Source organism: Methanoregula sp., assembly GCF_041645475.1.
In the GTDB taxonomy this organism is placed as follows: Archaea; Halobacteriota; Methanomicrobia; order Methanomicrobiales; family Methanospirillaceae; genus Methanoregula.
In genome coordinates this window covers 20,402-36,846 of the sequence record NZ_JBAZQA010000005.1, presented here as the reverse complement: position 1 = coordinate 36,846, position 16,445 = coordinate 20,402, and the positions used below count along the sequence as shown (strand labels likewise).

At 53.3% G+C, this 16,445-nt stretch carries 18 protein-coding genes; 9 read left to right on the top strand and 9 right to left on the bottom strand.

The features are described 5' to 3' along the window. Positions 1-102: 102 nt before the first annotated feature. Entirely contained in the window at positions 103-1,317 is a 1,215-nt protein-coding gene (locus WC598_RS05905; protein WP_372960559.1) for an NADP-dependent malic enzyme, read from the top strand. A 15-nt stretch (positions 1,318-1,332) separates the two neighbouring features. Here WC598_RS05905 and WC598_RS05900 read toward each other — a convergent pair whose 3' ends face one another. The 3 genes from WC598_RS05900 to WC598_RS05890 form a co-directional block, all read right to left on the bottom strand. Beyond that, complete coding sequence (locus WC598_RS05900) at positions 1,333-1,611, bottom strand: hypothetical protein (protein WP_372960558.1); 279 nt, start codon at positions 1,609-1,611, stop codon at positions 1,333-1,335. Between the two features lie 80 nt (positions 1,612-1,691). Continuing rightward, the gene (truA, locus tag WC598_RS05895; RefSeq protein ID WP_372960557.1) at positions 1,692-2,516 is read right to left on the bottom strand and encodes a tRNA pseudouridine(38-40) synthase TruA; all 825 of its coding nucleotides are present in this window, start codon (positions 2,514-2,516) and stop codon (positions 1,692-1,694) included. Then, positions 2,471-3,148 carry a CehA/McbA family metallohydrolase gene (locus WC598_RS05890; RefSeq protein WP_372960556.1) on the bottom strand — a complete coding sequence of 226 codons (678 nt, stop codon included), beginning with the start codon at positions 3,146-3,148 and terminating at the stop codon, positions 2,471-2,473. Before WC598_RS05890 ends, truA begins: the two co-directional genes overlap by 46 nt. Before the next feature lie 41 nt (positions 3,149-3,189). On the opposite strand from WC598_RS05890, the gene WC598_RS05885 reads away from it, so the two are divergent. The 5 genes from WC598_RS05885 to WC598_RS05865 all read left to right on the top strand — a co-directional run bounded on the left by WC598_RS05885 (position 3,190) and on the right by WC598_RS05865 (position 6,647). Next, positions 3,190-4,602 (top strand): dihydropteroate synthase-like protein, encoded by a 1,413-nt coding sequence (locus tag WC598_RS05885; RefSeq protein WP_372960555.1) that lies wholly within the window; start codon positions 3,190-3,192, stop codon positions 4,600-4,602. 47 nt (positions 4,603-4,649) lie between these two features. After that, positions 4,650-4,931 (top strand): peptidylprolyl isomerase, encoded by a 282-nt coding sequence (locus WC598_RS05880; protein ID WP_372960554.1) that lies wholly within the window; start codon positions 4,650-4,652, stop codon positions 4,929-4,931. 29 nt (positions 4,932-4,960) lie between these two features. Then, a complete protein-coding gene (gene budA, locus WC598_RS05875; protein ID WP_372960553.1) occupies positions 4,961-5,773 on the top strand; it encodes an acetolactate decarboxylase in 813 nt (270 codons plus the stop codon). Between the two features lie 62 nt (positions 5,774-5,835). Beyond that, positions 5,836-6,207 carry a Mov34/MPN/PAD-1 family protein gene (locus WC598_RS05870; protein ID WP_372960552.1) on the top strand — a complete coding sequence of 124 codons (372 nt, stop codon included), beginning with the start codon at positions 5,836-5,838 and terminating at the stop codon, positions 6,205-6,207. Beyond that, the gene (locus tag WC598_RS05865) at positions 6,204-6,647 is read left to right on the top strand and encodes an adenylyltransferase/cytidyltransferase family protein (RefSeq protein ID WP_372960551.1); all 444 of its coding nucleotides are present in this window, start codon (positions 6,204-6,206) and stop codon (positions 6,645-6,647) included. Before WC598_RS05870 ends, WC598_RS05865 begins: the two co-directional genes overlap by 4 nt. Before the next feature lie 92 nt (positions 6,648-6,739). Here the strand turns inward: WC598_RS05865 and WC598_RS05860 are convergent, their stop codons facing one another. The 4 genes from WC598_RS05860 to WC598_RS05845 form a co-directional block, all read right to left on the bottom strand. Beyond that, on the bottom strand, positions 6,740-7,882 hold the full coding sequence (locus WC598_RS05860) for a cation:proton antiporter (protein ID WP_372960550.1): 1,143 nt from the start codon (positions 7,880-7,882) through the stop codon (positions 6,740-6,742). After that, positions 7,882-8,367, bottom strand: a complete 486-nt coding sequence (locus WC598_RS05855) for a cation:proton antiporter regulatory subunit (protein WP_372960549.1) — start codon at positions 8,365-8,367, stop codon at positions 7,882-7,884. The genes WC598_RS05860 and WC598_RS05855 overlap by 1 nt, the downstream gene beginning before the upstream one ends. Before the next feature lie 376 nt (positions 8,368-8,743). Continuing rightward, on the bottom strand, positions 8,744-9,856 hold the full coding sequence (locus tag WC598_RS05850; protein WP_372960548.1) for a hypothetical protein: 1,113 nt from the start codon (positions 9,854-9,856) through the stop codon (positions 8,744-8,746). A 178-nt stretch (positions 9,857-10,034) separates the two neighbouring features. Then, a complete protein-coding gene (locus tag WC598_RS05845) occupies positions 10,035-12,032 on the bottom strand; it encodes a zinc-ribbon domain-containing protein (RefSeq protein ID WP_372960547.1) in 1,998 nt (665 codons plus the stop codon). 167 nt (positions 12,033-12,199) lie between these two features. Between WC598_RS05845 and WC598_RS05840 the strand changes: the two genes are divergently transcribed. The 3 genes from WC598_RS05840 (at position 12,200) to WC598_RS05830 (ending at position 14,697) form a co-directional block, all read left to right on the top strand. Further along, positions 12,200-12,688, top strand: coding sequence for a hypothetical protein (locus WC598_RS05840; RefSeq protein WP_372960546.1), 489 nt, complete (start codon positions 12,200-12,202; stop codon positions 12,686-12,688). A gap of 89 nt (positions 12,689-12,777) precedes the next feature. Next, positions 12,778-13,278 carry a hypothetical protein gene (locus WC598_RS05835; RefSeq protein ID WP_372960545.1) on the top strand — a complete coding sequence of 167 codons (501 nt, stop codon included), beginning with the start codon at positions 12,778-12,780 and terminating at the stop codon, positions 13,276-13,278. 6 nt (positions 13,279-13,284) lie between these two features. Further along, positions 13,285-14,697, top strand: a complete 1,413-nt coding sequence (locus tag WC598_RS05830) for a hypothetical protein (protein ID WP_372960544.1) — start codon at positions 13,285-13,287, stop codon at positions 14,695-14,697. Between the two features lie 15 nt (positions 14,698-14,712). Here the strand turns inward: WC598_RS05830 and WC598_RS05825 are convergent, their stop codons facing one another. Further along, a complete protein-coding gene (locus tag WC598_RS05825) occupies positions 14,713-15,201 on the bottom strand; it encodes a hypothetical protein (RefSeq protein WP_372960543.1) in 489 nt (162 codons plus the stop codon). 173 nt (positions 15,202-15,374) lie between these two features. Beyond that, on the bottom strand, positions 15,375-16,376 hold the full coding sequence (corA, locus tag WC598_RS05820) for a magnesium/cobalt transporter CorA (RefSeq protein WP_372960542.1): 1,002 nt from the start codon (positions 16,374-16,376) through the stop codon (positions 15,375-15,377). Positions 16,377-16,445: the final 69 nt, after the last annotated feature.

The following is a 16,445-nucleotide window of genomic DNA, read 5'->3' as shown; positions in this document are numbered from 1 at the left end:
AACCGGTTCCCGGTTTTCCACTACGGCGACTCCTCGAAGTCGCCTGGCCACAAGAAGATTGATAGGATCTTATCGCCATGATTCAAAAAGGAAGTACAGGTCATGGCCGGAGCAAGGAAGATAGATATCTACGCGGAATCGCTCGCCCTCCACGAGAAATACCAGGGAAAGATTGAGGTCCACTCCAAGGTTGCCCTTGCCGACCGGAGGGATCTTTCCCTGGCCTACACGCCGGGGGTTGCCGAGGTCTGCCGGGAGATTGCAAGGGATAAGAACCTGGCCTACAAGTATACACTGAAGGCCAATACGATCGCGATCGTGAGTGATGGCTCCCGGGTTCTCTCTCTCGGGAACATCGGGGGATATGCCGCCATCCCGGTCATGGAGGGAAAAGCCCTCCTCTTCAAGAAACTGGCCGGTATCGACGCATTCCCCATCTGTTTTGAGAGTTACAACACCCAGTTTGCAAACAGTATAAAGAACATAGCACCGGTTTTTGGCGGAATTGCCCTGGAGGACATCGCCGCCCCCAAATGTTTCGAGCTGGAGGAGTCCCTGCAGGGCATCGGTATTCCGGTAATGCACGATGACCAGCACGGAACTGCCGTCGTGGTCCTTGCAGCACTCCTGAATGCCTGCCGGGTCACAAAAAAGCGTTTCGAGGATCTGAACGTGGTAGTGTGCGGGGCGGGAGCAGCCGGGTTTGCCATCATACGGATGCTGAAGTGTATCGGGTATAATCCCGATATCTGCAGCACGGTTCACAATATCATCGTCTGCGACCGTGAGGGCATCATTCACCGCCAGCGACCGGGACTGTATGGAAACAAGTACAAGTTCATCATCGGCGATGAAACGAACCGCACCGGGCGGACAGGGACACTTGCCGATGCCATGGAGGGAGCGGATGTCTGCATCGGGGTATCGGTACCGGGGATCATCACGCAGCAGATGGTGCGGTCCATGAATGCCGATCCCATCATCTTTGCCCTCGCAAGCCCGATGCCGGAGATCCTCCCCCACGATGCATTCGAAGCCGGGGCCTCGATTGTCGGCACGGGAAGAGCAGAGTATCCCAACCAGATCAACTACGCCCTTGCATTTCCCGGGATCTTCCGCGGAGCTCTGGATGTCTCTGCTTTAAGGATCTCCGACGAGATGAAAGTGGCAGCGGCACATGCCCTTGCAGCGTACGTCAAACACCCCAGAAAAGACCGGCTCCTTCCCAAGATTCTCAACCGGAATGTCGTGAGTACGGTAGCAAAGGCGGTTCGCGAAGCGGCAGTAGCAAGCGGGTGTGCCCGCACGATTGAATGAGATAAAAAGGAAAAATTATTCGAGTTCGATCCGTATGCCGCCAATCTTGCTCGCGAAGACATTATAGAGAAAGGCCATGATCGCACCACAGATAAAGCCCATGATGGCAAACGTGATCGGGAAGATGATGATGGTCATGAAACCGAACGCTTCGAGACCGGGCATTCCCTTGCTGAACCCGATTACACTTCCCATTATCGCGAAGAGAACCCCGTAAAAAAGTCCAAACACGATACCAAAGAGGGCCTGGATTTTTGCCCATGAAATAATATCAACACTTTTGATGATTGACATCAGCGCACCTACGTATGATTATCTGAAACGCTTCTAAAAAGGCTTGCGTATTGTGTCCGGATCCATCTGCACGACTGCCGTTATGGTTTTATCTTACGGCATACGGTCTCCATAAGGGCATGGTGCCGGCAGAGGTGATCCAGATATGTCCTGCTCCGTTCGCCCACCGGGAGGGGTTGCCATGCAAGATCGCAGTTGGTATCCCAGAGTATGAGACCTTCGGCTGGTGCCGGCTGCAGGGGGCGTTCGGCATCCGAAGTGAGAAGACGGGCTATTAAATTTACGTCATCGCCATTCCCAATCCGGAGGAGCGCAGAAGCCATGCAGCGGACCTGGTGCCAGAGAAAACTCTCCGCCGTTACTTCGAGAGAGACAAATCCATGTTCCTCGGTAACATGAGCAGAGAGGATCGTTCGGTTTGGGTTCTTATCCTCTACCCGGGCGAAATTCGAGAAATTATGCGTTCCCAGAAACAGGCCTGCCGCCCGGTCCATTGCCGCGATATGTTCCGGAACCTCGGCAAAAAAATAGCGGTACGTCCGCGAGCGGGCATCAAAACGGGGATGGAACTGCAGGGATACTTCGGCATACCCGGTACACCAGCAGTCGGGAGGGAGCTGGGTGTTGATAACGGTGATTGCCCGGCCCGGTGCCGTTGTCGTGAACGCAGCCACCTGCCCGCGGGCATGAACCCCGCGATCAGTCCGGCCTGCAAACGAAAACCCGGCCTTCCGCCAGTCATCGAAGAGGGAGAGCCTCTGGCAGGCTGCCACAAACTCTCCTTCAACCGTCCGTTCGGAGGCCTGCATCTGGGAGCCGAAGAACCTGCCACCCAGGTACGATACCCGGAATGCAAGTCTCACCGGAGATGTACGTGCCGGGTGATCCGTTTGATCTTCTTCCATGTGTTGTTGATCGACTGGCGGGTGTAGGTGCGCAGCGGGGTCTGTTTTCCACCGCAGGTGACGTTTCCGGTCCGGATAGCAGCAAGGATGGCCGGGACATTCTTCTCAGATTCGACATAGGTCCTGCCAAACCCGACAAAGCGGGCATTGTGGGCATCGCTCCCGCCCACGCAGGGTTTGCCCAGCCGTTTTGCAATGCGGGCCGCTTTCTTGTTCGCAGACCCGACAATGTACCTGCTGTTGAAGGACTCTACGGCATCGACAACGGCCATGCCCGCATTCCTGCGTCGTGCGACACCGTGCCGCCAGACATGGTACGGGTGGGGAAGGATGAGAAGCGCTCCCATCCTGCGGGCAATATCAACAGTCGATACCACATCGAGCCCGGAGGGGATGACTTCCGTTACCCCGAGGACAAGGAGGTGGCCCTGCTTGGTCGAGACCTCGATGCCCGGGATTACGAGAACACTTGAGGCAATAGTCAGGGCTTTTTTTGCCCCGTCCACGGTATCGTGATCGGTTATGGCGATCGCATCCAGCCCGGCCTCCTCGGCCCGCCGGAGGATCTCCTCGACGCTGCTCTCACCGTCCTTGGAATAGTTGGTATGCACGTGCAGATCGCAGGTCAGCATCTGATCATAGTGTTTTTATCTCTCTGATATTAAGGGAACTTATGCGCATCCTTCTCCCCACCGGTGCTGCAACGGAAAAAACCGTGAAAGAAGCGGCGGCAGGTTTTGACGCACGCGTTGTTGTCACCGGGGAGATTGCATCCTTTTTAACACCGCACCGGCTCCGTGAGATCCTCAAATCAGAGCAGTTCGACCTGGTCCTTGTTCCCGGCATGTGCACCGCATCCTTTGAACAGGCAGAGCGCGAGAGCGGTGTGCCGATCTGTCGAGGACCCCGCCACGCTGCGGATCTCTCCCTGATCCTGCCCCTTATCGGATCGATTCCGCTCTCACGGACCATTCCCGCAGATGAACTCCTCTCAACAAAAAGAGCTGATGAAGCCATGAAGCGGGTTGAACACTACGAACAGGTGGCGGAGGGTGATTTCTGCATCCGGGGGATGAAGATCGGAGGAGGATCGCGGATGAAAGTTCTGGCCGAGATCATGGACGCACACCGGCGGGAGGATATCCGCGACAGGGTGGAGACATGTTTCTTTGCAGGTGCGGATATCGTGGACCTGGGGTTCGGGTTCGATGCAGTCCCGACAGATGTTGCACGGGTCTTATCGGAACTCGAAGGAATCGACAAGCCCCTTGCTATTGATACCCAGGATCCGGCGCTGATCCGCGCAGGACTCGTGCGGGCGGACATCGTGCTTAGCCTGCAGGAGCAGAACATACCGATCATAGGTGAAGATGTGGCACGCGCCGGTGCCGCAGCAGTCGTTGTACCGGGCGGGAGTACACTTACAAAGAACATCGCCCTTGCAAAGCGGGCGGGGATTAACTGCGTCATTGCCGACCCGCTCCTCCAGCCGGCAGGGTCGGGCCTTCTTTCCTCCCTGAAAAATTTTAAAAAATCTGCATACCCGCTTTTTTTCGGAGCGGGGAATGTTGCCGAGCTTCTGGACGCGGACTCGCCCGGGGCCAATGCCCTGCTCGCTGCAATGGCAATGGAGGTGGGGGCGGCAGTTATCTTCACAAGCGAACATTCCGACAAGACCCGGGGATCAGTCCGCGAGATGCGGCGGGCAACCGAGATGATGGCACTTGCGCGGGATCGCCCCTATCCCAAGGATCTCGGGATCGATCTCCTCATCCTCAAGGAGAAACGCCGGCGCCGCGAACCTCCGCTCGAATATGAGACGAAAGTTACGGCGAAAAAGGTGCCTGAAGACCTTGAATACGATCCGAAAGGAAATTTCCGGATTGGTATCGAGGGAGAAAATATTGTAGCGGTCATCCATGGAAAAGCGGTCTTCGGGAAGCGCTGGCAGGATGTCCTCTATACGATCCTGGATTCCGGTGATGTCTCCCTGCTTGACCATGCCGGCTATCTCGGGCGGGAGCTCTACAAGGCAGAACTTGCGATCCGGTTCGGGCGGAGCTTTGAGCAGGACGGGGCGTTCTGATCATCCCTACCAACCTTTTATTTCCCTAAAAAAAACACCTGTACAGCATGACAACAAAGGCACGTGCATCCCACATTCTGGTAAAAACCGAGCAGCAGGCAACCCAGATCATGAAGCGCCTTGCTGACGGTGAAGAATTTGCTGCGGTTGCAAAGCGGTTCTCCGGCTGCCCCTCAGGTAAAAATGGCGGCGACCTCGGATGGTTCACGAAGGGCCAGATGGTCCCGGAGTTCGAGAAGGTTGCGTTCGAAGAGGATGTTGGCAAGGTTGTGGGGCCAATCAAGACCCAGTTCGGGTACCATGTCATCAAAGTGACGGGAAAAGATTGATTCTCTTTTTACAGCCTGGAACTGCGAATATGGACAACCTGAAATTTTTTCTCGGTATCGGTCTTGCGGTCGTGATTATTTTTGCCGCATCCGCAGTCTACACCCATATCCAGAAAAATACACCGGATTCTTCCGATCGCGACGTACTCTACCAGGTCTCGACCATCGATGCCCTGCTACAGGGGGTGTTCGGGGGGGTCCAGACCGTAGGTGAGCTGAAACACCACGGGGACTTTGGCATCGGCACGTTCCATGCACTGGACGGCGAGATGACCGTGCTGGACGGCGTCGTCTACCAGGCCAAAGCCGATGGGCAGATCTACACGGTTGCAGACAATCAGACCACCCCGTTTGCCACGGTAACATACTTTTCACGGGACCATTCCGTCACAACCGGAGTGCCGATGAACATGACCGTCTTCACATCGGAGATGGAAAAACAACTTCCATCCGGAAACATGATCTATGCCGTGCGCATGCACGGGACGTTCCCCACCATAAAAGTCCGGTCGATACCAGTTCAGAAGAAACCTTACCCAACGCTACCTGAAGCGATAAAGAACCAGTCCGTCTATACCTACGTGGATACTACGGGCACGATTGTCGGGTTCTATACCCCGGTCTTTGTCAAGGGCATCAATGTTCCGGGCTATCATATTCATTATATCAGTGATGACCATACAAAAGGCGGCCACATCCTGGACCTCACCGTTCCGTCAGGTACAACCGTTGAATATGACATTACACCGGGATTTGCCATGGCACTTCCGACGAGCGGCGATTTCACCGGTATCGATCTCTCCCAGGACTTAAGTAAAGAACTTGCCAGGGTTGAAAAATAACTTTTTTCCCGACGTTTTTTCTAGAGAGAGAACCTAATTCAGTACAACACAGGCAGAATACCATGAATATCCGCGGTATCAGGCAGGAACTCATCTCTCTTCTTCTGGAGATGGGGCGCGAAAGCCACCCGAACGAGTTTGTCGGGGTACTGAAGGAGCGAAATGGCATCCTGAACGAGATCGACCTGCTTCCCGGAACCGTAGGTCGCGAGAACTCAGCCTCCCTGTTCTATGATATGATGCCGCTCGATACCCATGTTGCCGGGAGCGCCCACAGCCATCCCAACGGGGTGATTCAGCCTTCGCTGGCGGATGTGAATTTTTTTCCCCGCACCGGCCGTTACCACATCATCATCGGTTACCCGTACGGGAAGGATAACTGGAAATGTTTCACTGCCGATGGCGAGCCCTGCAGTCTGGACGTGATCTCATGAGCGTCCGGCGCGTTGTAGCTACCGGTACGTTCGACATCCTCCATCCGGGCCATGTCTACTACCTGGAAGAATCCAGGAAACTCGGGGATGAACTCTTCGTCATTGTCGCCCGGGATGCCAACGTTAAACACAAGCCGTGCCCGATCATCCCAGAAGACCAGCGTCTTGAGATGGTTGCTGCCCTCAAACCCGTGGACCATGCAATGCTGGGTGATAAAACCGATATGTTCCGGCCAATCAGGGAGATCCAGCCGGATGTCATCACCGTCGGGTTCAACCAGAGGTTCAGCGAAGAGAATCTTGCATCCCAGCTGGCAGAGAGAGGTCTTCCGGCACGGGTTGTCCGGATCGGAAAGTACGCAGACGGGGATCTCTGCAGTTCCCGCCTCGTTGTCCAGCGCATTCTCGATAAACGGTGCAGCGATAACCAGCTCCGTTGAACCGGACACTCATTTTTGTTTAACGAATCCCCCGTAGAATAAAGAATGGTATCGGGGGGGTGGAGCCTGACAGGTTGATCCATTAGGACCGGTCATCGCCCGGAATGCACACGCCGTGAGGGGCCGCTCCGCCGCCCCATATGCGTGATTCCCCTGCGCAGGAATGTACTGTATTTTGCCGCAAAGGAGCCGATAATCGAGGTCACGATAACCATGACCGCAATAGTGGTTCCTACAAGCGGAGTGCCGTAGAGGACGGCAAGGGCTATCGAGAACTCACCCCTAGCGATGGTGTTCGCCCAGATCTCAAGGCCTGACATGGCCGAACCGTGAATGAATATTCCCGTGAGGATGCCGGATATGAGCTTGCTGACTACGGCAAGAATGGAGATGACAGCGATCACAAACCAGTTGACTCCCCCGGAAAAGTCGATGGTGACACCAAAGAAGACAAAGAAGACCACCAGGAAAACATCTTTGAAGGGACGGGCGTGCTGTTCGAATGCATCGGGATCCGTTGTCGCAAAAGCAACCCCCAGGGCAATCACCATCATTGTTTCCGGGACACCAAGGAACATCGAGAACGAGGCGGTGATCAGGACCGCCGCAAACGTGAAGATGATAGGGAGTTCATCGTCCCGGTCAAGTATGGAAACGAGGAACTCCTTACCGTAGTGGGCAAGTGCATAGAGCACACCAAGAACGCACAGGATCTTGACAAAGAAGATGATCAGGTTCTGGTTTCCCGCCGATATCAGGGCCATCACGACGATCAGGATCAGATCCTCAAAAACCATCAGCCAGATAACCGTCTCCGACTCCTTGAGCATAAGTTTCCGGTTCTCGATGAGGGACGTGACTGCCATGGCAGTGCTTGAGATATAGAATGCCGAGGCAACAATGAGGGATTCCGAGAGCGAGAAGCCGAGCATGTACGCAGCAATGAAACCGATGATCATGTTGACATTGAGATCGATTACCCCGCTGGTCAGTACAGCGGAGCGGTTTGACATGATCCGTTCCGGCTTGATACCGAGGCCCATGAAGAAGAGCAAAAAGAGCAGCCCCATCTCAGAGAAGAACTTGCTTATCTCATCGGCCTGGACCATCCCAAGCCCGGCTTGCCCCAGGAGTACCCCCGCGAGAATATAGAACGGGATGGCCGGCAGGGACAGGTATTTTGTTACAAGCGCGAGCAGCAGGCAGAGAAAAAGCGCGAGTACTATCCCTTCCATTAATCCACCATAATTTCGCGCTCGAACTGTTTTATCTGGTCGCTCTCACCAATGACCAGCGCAGCATCCCCTGTTTCAAACGTAAATGCTGGGGGAGGGTTGATGATGTTCTTGTCCTGACGGCAGACCGCTATCACCGTTGCACCGGTCTTGGCCCGGATCTGGAGATCCTCGATTGTTTTCCCGGCAACGGACTTGGGAATATAGAATGTATGGATAGTGACCCTCAGATCGGCAAGCGCCGAGAATGCAATTTCAACGCTTTCCTGGTCAGCTTCAATGATCGCACCGGTCAGGATGTTGCCGAGCCGCCGGGCCTCCACAGGAGTCATCTCCGCAGCACTCGGGGTGTGACAGCCTTTCTGGAGTGTGTACATCTGGATCGTGCCGGTCTTCGTAAAAAAGATCGCAACGGTATCACCCTTGTCGGTCTCAAATTCGTATTTTGTTCCAACACCGGGAAGATTGAGGGAGCGAAGAGCCATAGCAGACATTAGAACAACGACGTAAAAATATATTAGGATTATGTACAGGAATGATCCCGCTGCAATTCCTTGCAGGTTTACATGGGGAAAGAAAAGAATAATTGAGGGATTTAAGGTCTGACGAGGGATTTGGTTTTTCCCTGATGCCGGAGGGGTTAGTTTCGGCAATCGCAGGACAATTCCATTTTTTTGAGAGGGCGGGAAGAGACGTGCGAATCATTTGAGCACCTGACTCGTCCTGAGAGGGTTTTCGTTCTCCCCGCATACCTTGTTGCAGCAGGACACGTTTAAACCCGGGACCGGGCGGGGTGAAAGTAATAGTTTCTTCCAAGAGACAAGCCCGGATAGCAGTAGAGAACGAAAAAGTCAAAAAAAGTTAGTAATTCTCCCACCGGTTTTTCTTCCGCAGGAGGAAATAGCCGGCAATTGCCACGATTACAATAACTACGGCAATGATTCCCAGGGTTGTCGTATTCAGCCAGCTGATACCTCCGCCAGTGCTGGTCTTCATCAGGTCCATTTTGAAGTTGACAGCATCGGTCAGCGATTCATTCCCTTTAGCAAATGCATCTTTGGCCTTAATTCGGGAAAAGGCATAGTTCCCAAGAGCATTGAGATCTTTTGCCGATGAGAGGTACTGTTCAGCACTCTCTTTTTTGGCAACCACAATCGAAAGGCGTGGATCCGAAGTGATGCTCTTGTTCACCTGAAAATACACAATGAGTTCGTTGGTTTTGGCAATGGGAGTTGCGGCATTCTCGATCTCTTTATCAGACCAGGCTTTGTCAAGGAGTTTTTCTCCATCCTCAATCAGGCTCGTGGAGGTCCCAAGAGCGACCTGGGCTGCGGCGTAATTTGCGCTCTTTGCGGACAGGACAGCAGCTTGTGCCGCGGCATATCTCTGCTCAGCAGCGGTCGTGTTTACCCCCATCTGGGTCTTGTTGTCGATATGAGTCCGGAACGTCTGCAGGTCAGCTTCGCGTACGGCAATATTCTGGGTTATATCAGTAGGGTTGACGATCGTCCTCTGACGAGTGTTGATCGTTGTAGGTATGACCGCGTTGTTACCGTCAAGTTCCTGGACGAGGATGATGGTCTTGTTCATTGTTTTTGTTACCGATGGCACGGATCCTTCAAGGGATACCCTGAGAGACTCCGATACAGATGACGGGTACGAAAGGACCCATCCCGAAAGGTAAACGCTGCGCCCGAATTCCTGGGGCACCGGATGCTCAATTCCATCCCGGACCATAGTAACAACCCATTTTGCATTATTCAGATCAGTGAAGATCTGGAGGGTGTTATCTTTGGGAAACGTATCGCTTCCGGAAGGTGTCATATCAATCTTGAACGACACACTGACATTGGTTCCTGCGGTGAGGTCTCCCGTTGGGTTGATTACAGGGTCCGATACCGTGACACCGGCAGCGATCTGGATTCCCACGATAAGAAACAGCACAATTCCAAGACTCAGGCTTCGTAGTTGCATCGACAATCTCCCCAGGTATGTGACACAGGTAGATATCTGTCCTATAATTTTTCAGTTATATAATGCCTTTCTTTTTCCACGCCATGAGAGAATGATTTTTTGGATACCGGAAAATAACAGCGAGAACGCACCTAAAAAAGTGTGATAAAAAAGGAGGGAAAATGGAGCAGGGAGGGGATTATGGCTGGACTTTTTCACCGCAGGTATTACAGAACCGCTCAGTGGGATCAAGCTCGGCATTGCATTTCCGGCAGAGGATCTTCTTTGGGCCGGGGGCAGGAACAGGTTGGGCCGGAACTGCGCCGCTCCCGACAATGACTGGTGCACCGCCAAAACCACCCGGCGCAACAACGGTTGTGCCTCCGGACGAGCCGGCGGTAGCCCGGGTTGAAGCGGTCTGTCCCATCTCTTCAAGCGACTTGGTATGCACGCGTTCCATGTGGTCCATCGTGCGTTCCTCCATCTGCTGCATGCGCTGGACATAAGCCTCCTGGTCCTTCATCCGCTGTTCGTACATGGCCTTGACCTGATCAGAGCCGTATTTTTCCTTGAGCGCAGCAGCAACTGCGGCACTGTCCTTGGCCGAGAGCGCCATCAGTTGCTCTTCGGAGAGGGCCTTTGCCTGTTTCATCCGGGCAATCTCGGAGAGCTGCTCACCGGCCTTTCCTTCAGCCATCGAGATCTGGGCCTCGTCGGTTGCAGCCGAGCGGGCCCGGAGGCGTTCGGCTTCGATATCTGCGGCCTTCTGCGCTTTCTCAAGTTCCAGTGCCTGGTAGCCGGTAGCATCCTCGCGCTTTGCGGCTTTCATCTTGCGCAGAAGTTCGATGCCGGCCTCCGCCTCTTTCACATCCTGGCCGCTGACCTTTCCACGCTTTTCAAGGTCGTAATCATCAACAACTCGCCGTCCCTTGACACCCTCCTCGATCACTTCACCCTGCATGTCGAGCTGGTGGCGCTGGTACATGCGTTCGAGCATGAGCTTGCGGGCCGTGGCCTTGTCCTGCCGGTTGTTCTCAAACAGGATCTTTAAGCCCGTCATGTCATTAGTGCGGATAACCCGGTTTGTGTCGATGCTGTACAGGTATTTTTCCAGATCCTCGGCGTTCTTGAACTCGTTCATCTTGTCATCGGTGAGCCGTTCCCGGATCATCTTTGTGATCTCGTCAAACCGCTTGCGCTCGAGGGTCTCGCGCTCCTTGTCGACCATCTCCTCGGCCCGGTCGACCTCGGTCTTCCTGACCTTAGTCTCGACGGCCTGTTCGTACTCGGAGAGCTTGATATTGGCCTCTTCACGCATCTTCTCGCGTTTCTCCAGAAGATCGTGCGACATCGTCCCGCGCTGCTGGATGATGTCCTGCCAGTACGTCTCATCATAATCAAAGTAGGGCAGATGGACCAGCTGGAGCCCCAGCCGGGAAAGGGTTGTGGTAAGGTTGAACTCGAAGTCCTGCTGCAGCTCCTTTCTCAGTTCCAGGTTGCCATAGAGATCCTCAAAGGAGTATCCCTTGATCTTTGACTGGAGGACATTGAGAAGTTCATTTCTGATCGTGGAGAGGAGATCGATAACCTCAAGGTGGGGGCGGGACTTCATCAGGTTGTCAAAGAAGAGGATTGGCTTGTCGATCTTGACAACCATCTTGCCCTTGACACCGGCATCAAAGTTCTCGCGGGTCCGGAGACCCCCTATGGAGAAGTCTACCGGAACATCGCCATCATCGACAAGGATGATGGTGGTTTTCTCGTAAAAGTTCAGGGTTTTTAAGAATTCGATTACACTGTCGGCAGTATAAGTTCCCGGTGGCAGGTCTCCCTGGTATTTCCCGCCCTGTAAAAATATGGCCTTGGTGCCCTGCATCACCGTGATCTTTTTCGTGAATCCCCCGAAGTAGGAGTTCAGGTCGCTGACTTCGAACCGGTGTGCCAGGTCATTCGGGCGCCTCTGCCAGACATTGGACTTGCTCAAATCCGGGAATTCTTCAGGATAGGTGGCGCTTGAGAAATTTGCCGAGGATTCAACTTTCGCACCACAGCCCGAACAGAATGCAGCCCCGGATCGCACCGGCTGACCGCATTTCGTGCAGATCTGCCCGGAGACCATCTGGCCACATTGTGAACAAAACTTGCTGTTTTTTTTATTTTCTGCCCCGCAGGAGCGGCATTTAATCGTATCAAACATATGCGTTGCCCATCCCTGTATCTTACATAATTACGAACTGTTATTTATAGATGAGGAATAAATTCAAGCCCTTTTTTAAAAACCCGCCGGGCATTCCGTGGCAAACTATTGGGAAAAGCAAAAGATTAATAAATCTTACCCGGATAAATTACCTCTATCCAAAGGTGGTGTTTACTATCGTCATTTGCCCGAATTGTGGAAAAAACACTCCAGAAGGTAAATTCTGTGAGCATTGTGGAGCATCAGTCCAGACAACCCAGACGTTCCAGCAGGCGCCACCGGCAGCCCAGCCGGTGTATACGCAGCAGCCCGCTGCCCCGAAGACCGAGAAAAATCTCGCTGCAGCTGCGATCCTGTCGTTCGTTTTTGCAGGCGCCGGGCAGGTCTACAATGGTCAGCTCGGGAAAGGTATCGGATTCCTTATCGGGCTTATTGTCACATCGTGGATTCCGATAGTGCCGATCATTGTCTGGATTTACGGAATATACGATGCCTATACAACCGCCCAGAAGATGAACAAGGGTGAGATTCCCTTCCTCGCAACCAGTACCGGAACATTGATTGGGTTCATCATTGTTGAGATAATTATTGCAGTTGTGTTCTTCCTGTTCCTGATGGCGATCATTATGGGAAGCACCCCCAGTTACTACTACTAATTTTTTTGTTTTTCATTTCCTGTTCGTAATCGATCCCATTTTAATACTTGAAAAAACATATTCCGCCACTAGCGAGGCAATGATTCTGCATGGTGACTACTTCATCGGTTCTTGAGTTCCTGGGAAAACTGGTTCCCGGATACGATTATCGGGCCAAGATGAGCAGGCTGAACACAGATCGATCGGTGCGGGAGAAACTTGCACGCGAGCTACGAAAGTCTGCCGTGAATTTAAAGGAGGTGAGTGATCTCGCGTACCGGGATGGAAGACGCGAGGTTGTCGATCACATCAAGGATGTCCTCAAGGCTGTTGACCTGTTCGTTGTCGAGATTGAGGATGCCCCGTTCGGCCAGTCGCCCCTGTTCAAAAATGACAGGGTCTCCGATGAGGATATCGATCATATGATCGAGTTCGACCGCCAGCTCGTCATGCAGCTGGAAGTTGTCACCAAAACCTCGGAGCTCATTTATGATCATGTCCTCAAAGGGGAGACTTCCGATATCATCATGCAGGTAAGGAAACTGAAAAAGGAGCTGGATCTTATGAAGAACACCTTCTCTGACCGGTCCGATTACTTTATGAAGCGGTGAGGAGTTATGGCAAAGGAACCGCTGTTTTTCAAAGATGAGGGGGCAATGGGTGATGTCTTCGAAGTGGCAAAACAGATTGTCGAGCAGACACGCCTCTCCCGGGAGAACCGGGCCCGGGTGGCATCGGTCACCGAAGAGCGGATGAAGCAGCTGACCGGGAAATTCATTGAATATGACACCATCAATGCCCAAAGCAATGAATACCGGATCAAGATCCACCAGCTGCGGGTGAAACTTCTCAAAGGAGAACTGTCACCGGAAGAGGCGAAGGCAGCTCTTCTGAACCTGGCACAGGAACGCGAATCGCTCCAGGCTAAATATGCCGGGATGGTGGAGCTCCTTGACGGCCAGATGAAGAATATCGATGCCGAACTGGTCTCTCTTGATGAGAGGGAGGCACTTCTCGCACGGCAGCGGGACCAGTACCATTCCGCGCTCCACATGGAAGTCAAGTGGCTTGCCGAGGGGGAGTTAAAGGAGATCGCGGGGCTCAGGGAGAGCCTGAAGAAAAAGCGGGCATCCCTTGTCGAGGAGAAGGGCATGATATTCACAAGAAAGGAGGAACTCGCCGAATCCTTCTCTCTCGTAGAAGATGTGATCGGGCAGAAGAGAACCCGCTATGTCTCGGCCGAGAATGCACGGGCAAGCGAGCTCAACTTTCTTGCCCGCTTCGACATGAAGATGAACGCGTACCCGGTCAAGATCTTCTCGCCCCATGAAGGGATGACGTATACCGTGACAAGCTGGAACCGTCACAACCATTACGATGCCGGGCAGGCATCTTCAGCCGGGGGGGCCATTCCCGCAACAGCTCTTCCGGTGAACGCGGGTTCGGTGTACGCCATCGAACACCGGGATCTCAAGTACCTGGGAAGATCCCGCCCGAAGGTGATTGCCGAAGCATTCTCGTACTGCAACCTCTCGGACTATGCCGATCTCGGGTTTGATACCCGGCCGGTGACCCTCCCCGCACTCATGGGCGTGCTGCATCCGATCATCCACCAGGCCGAAGCCGGGGATTATTACCATGTCCTCGGGATCGCCTCGCCCACCGGGTGGGACGAGGGCGTGATTGCCTGGGCAACGGGCGGAGACGGGGGCGCATCGTATGCCAGCCGTAATGTTGCCGTCTGCCTCATCGATTCGGTCATCGGGGAGATCTATTACAACAGGAATGATAACCGGATCCTGAGTTACGTCGATTATTTCCGGCACGAGTTTGACCGGGAACGGGTCGATACGATCAAAGCGGTGATCCGGGCGGAATTTGAACCGGTGGAATACCTGGAGTTTGAGAAGATTCTGGAGACGACAAAAGAGGACCGGTTCATCATCCAGCTGGCGTTCTACGAGCTTGAGCGGGAGAAAGCCGGCAGGATAAAATTTGTCCAGGGCGTTGGCATGGTTTTCATGCGGTGAGGTAACAGCAAAAAGTTAACGGGTTACCATGGTATGGGGGATCATTGCCATCTCTGCCGGCAACTCCTGCTGGCCGTTTAACTGTGGTGGGGCATACCCATTCGGAACAATGTATGCCACTACCTTTGTTGCCAGGGCATCAGTTGGTGTCGTCACGATATTGCATGACCACGTGCTGTCGCTTTTGATCGTTGTCAGCGGTTGGTCCCAGAGCGGTTTGGGCCCCCACCACCCATCAACATAGATATATATAACAACTTTGTAATCAGCGGGATCAACTGCAGCAACACGGCCCTGAATAATGTCCTTGCTTCCTATCTTCGGCACGGAAGTAAAAATGATCGAAGGATTTTGAGATGTGGTCTGGGGAATGGTTGCCGTGGTCTTCGGGATAACCTGAACCTGTACAGGTGCCGCTGAGTCCGGGTTGGTCAGTTCTCCGGTACCAAGAAACACACATCCTGAAAACGCGGCAAGTATGGTAATGATCAGGATTGTCGCCATGAGAAATCCTGATTTCCACAGCATTTTGGTTGACCCGGCTTTTTTCATACAGTTATTTCTCGAAGGGCTGCATTAAAAACTATCTTTCCGCCATACCATGAAGATGTGCGGGACGTCAGAAGGACAAAGAGGCGGTTACCCTGCAGCTGGAGAAGCAGGTTCCCGAACCACACTCAGATCCACTTTTTTCTCCGGAAGTAGGTAAGCATTCCCACGACCATGATGACCATCACGATCAGAACCGAATAATACCCAAATTCCCACTCAATCTCGGGCATATTCTTAAAATTCATCCCGTAAAGTCCGACAACGAAGGTGAGCGGGATGAAGATGGTAGCAATGAGCGTGAGCACCTTCATGATCTCGTTCATTTTGTAGCTCAGGCCCGAAAGGTAGATGTCGATCATGCCCGAGACCATGTCACGGAACGTCTCCAGGGTATCGATGACCTGGATCGTGTGATCGTAGACATCCCGCAGGTAAATCCGGGTGGATTCCTGGATGAGCATTGATTCAGACCGCTCAAGGTTGTTGATCATCTCCCGGAGCGGCCAGACCGATTTCCGGAGGAATATCATATCCTTTTTGAGCTGGTTGATCTTCTGGAGGGATGCCTGCGTAGGGTTGACCACCAGCTCCTCCTCCAAGTCCTCGACCTGCGCCTCGAGATTCTCCATAACGGAAAAATAATTATCAACAATACTGTCGATGAGCCCATAGGCAAGATAATCCGGGCCGAATTTCCGGATCCGGCCATCTTTGCGGATTCTTTCCCGCACAGGGTCAAAAATATCCCCGATATCCTCCTGGAACGAGATCAGGAAATTCTTCCCAAAGACCATACTGATGTGCTCAATCTTGATGGTCTTCTCTGTGCTCTGGAACGTGAGCATCTTTAAGTTCAGGTAAATATACTGGTCCAGATCCTCCATCTTCGGACGCTGCTCGGTGTTGAAGATATCTTCAAGGATGAGCGGGTGAATGGTGAAGCACTTCCCGAGATCTTCGATGAGTTTCTGGTTTCCCAGGCCATCGACATTGATCCAGGTCACCGTTTCGGTGTCCCGGAACGGAAAACATTCGCTGATCTGACTGACGGTCTTTTCCTGGAAATGGTTGGCATCGTAATCGATGACGGTGATAGGGACCGGTACGTCAGTGGGTCCGCCCGTCACCGGGAGGGTTCCGGGCGGCAGGCCCGCCTGTTTTGAAAGCATATGCCGGTGGCGTGACATGGAAGTCCA